1 protein-coding gene is annotated in these 1,089 nt (G+C 73.1%); it reads right to left on the bottom strand.

Translation table 11 applies throughout. From position 1 onward, the window contains the following. Positions 1-51: 51 nt before the first annotated feature. Positions 52-1,089, bottom strand: a 1,038-nt coding sequence (sucB, locus tag ACFUEL_RS39900) for a 2-oxoglutarate dehydrogenase, E2 component, dihydrolipoamide succinyltransferase (RefSeq protein WP_380243154.1), incomplete at its 5' end; no start/stop codon positions are given.

Here is a 1,089-nt window from a genome sequence, read left to right as displayed (position 1 = left end):
GTCCGGGGACGGTGCGGGGCTCCCGACGGGATGCCGCGGGCGCGGTGCGCCTTACAGGCCGAGCTCGACCTCGAACTCGCCGGCCTCCAGGATCTCCTTGACCGCGACCAGGTAGCGGGCGGCGTCCGCGCCGTCCACCAGGCGGTGGTCGTAGGAGAGCGACAGGTAGGTCATGTCGCGGATGCCGATGGCGGTGCCGCCGTCGGACTCGATGACCACCGGGCGCTTCACGGTCGCGCCGATGCCCAGGATCGCGACCTGGTTCGGCGGGACGATGACGGTGTCGAACAGCGCACCGCGCGAACCGGTGTTGGAGATGGTGAAGGTCGCGCCGGACAGCTCGTCCGGGGTGATCTTGCTGTCGCGGACCTTCGAGGCCAGCTCCGCGGTCTTCTTCGAGATGCCGGCGATGTTGAGGTCGCCCGCACCCTTGATGACCGGGGTCATCAGACCCTTCTCGGAGTCCACCGCGATACCGATGTTCTCGGTGTCGAAGTAGGTGATGGTGCCCTCGGCCTCGTTGATCCGGGCGTTGATGACCGCGTGGGCCTTCAGCGCCTGGGCGGCGGCCTTCACGAAGAACGGCATCGGGGACAGCTTCACGCCCTCGCGGGCCAGGAAGGAGTCCTTCGCCTTCGCGCGCAGCGACATGATCCGGGTGACGTCCACCTCGACCACGCTGGTCAGCTGGGCCTGCTCGTGCAGGGCCTTCAGCATGTTGTCGCCGATGACCTTGCGCATGCGGGTCATCTTGACGGTCTGGCCGCGCAGCGCGGACGGCGCGGCGGCGGCCTTCGCCGGGGCGGCGGCAGCGGCGGGGGCGGCGGCCGGGGCCGGCGCGGCCTTGGCGGCCTCGGCGGCGGCGATCACGTCCTGCTTGCGGATGCGGCCGCCGACGCCGGTGCCGGCGACGGAGGCCAGCGCGACGCCGTGCTCGGCGGCGAGCTTGCGCACCAGCGGGGTGACGTAGGCGTCACCGGCGTCCGCGGCCGGAGCGGCGGCGACCGGGGCGGCCGGAGCGGCGACCGGAGCCGGAGCAGCCGGGGCGGCCGGAGCCGGGGCCGGGGCCGCGGCCACGGGGGCCGGAGC

This window comes from Kitasatospora sp. NPDC057198 (genome assembly GCF_042670125.1).
Classification (GTDB): domain Bacteria; phylum Actinomycetota; class Actinomycetes; order Streptomycetales; family Streptomycetaceae; genus Kitasatospora.
Note: the sequence above shows the minus strand (reverse complement) of the source record. Positions and strands in the feature narration are given on the sequence as shown.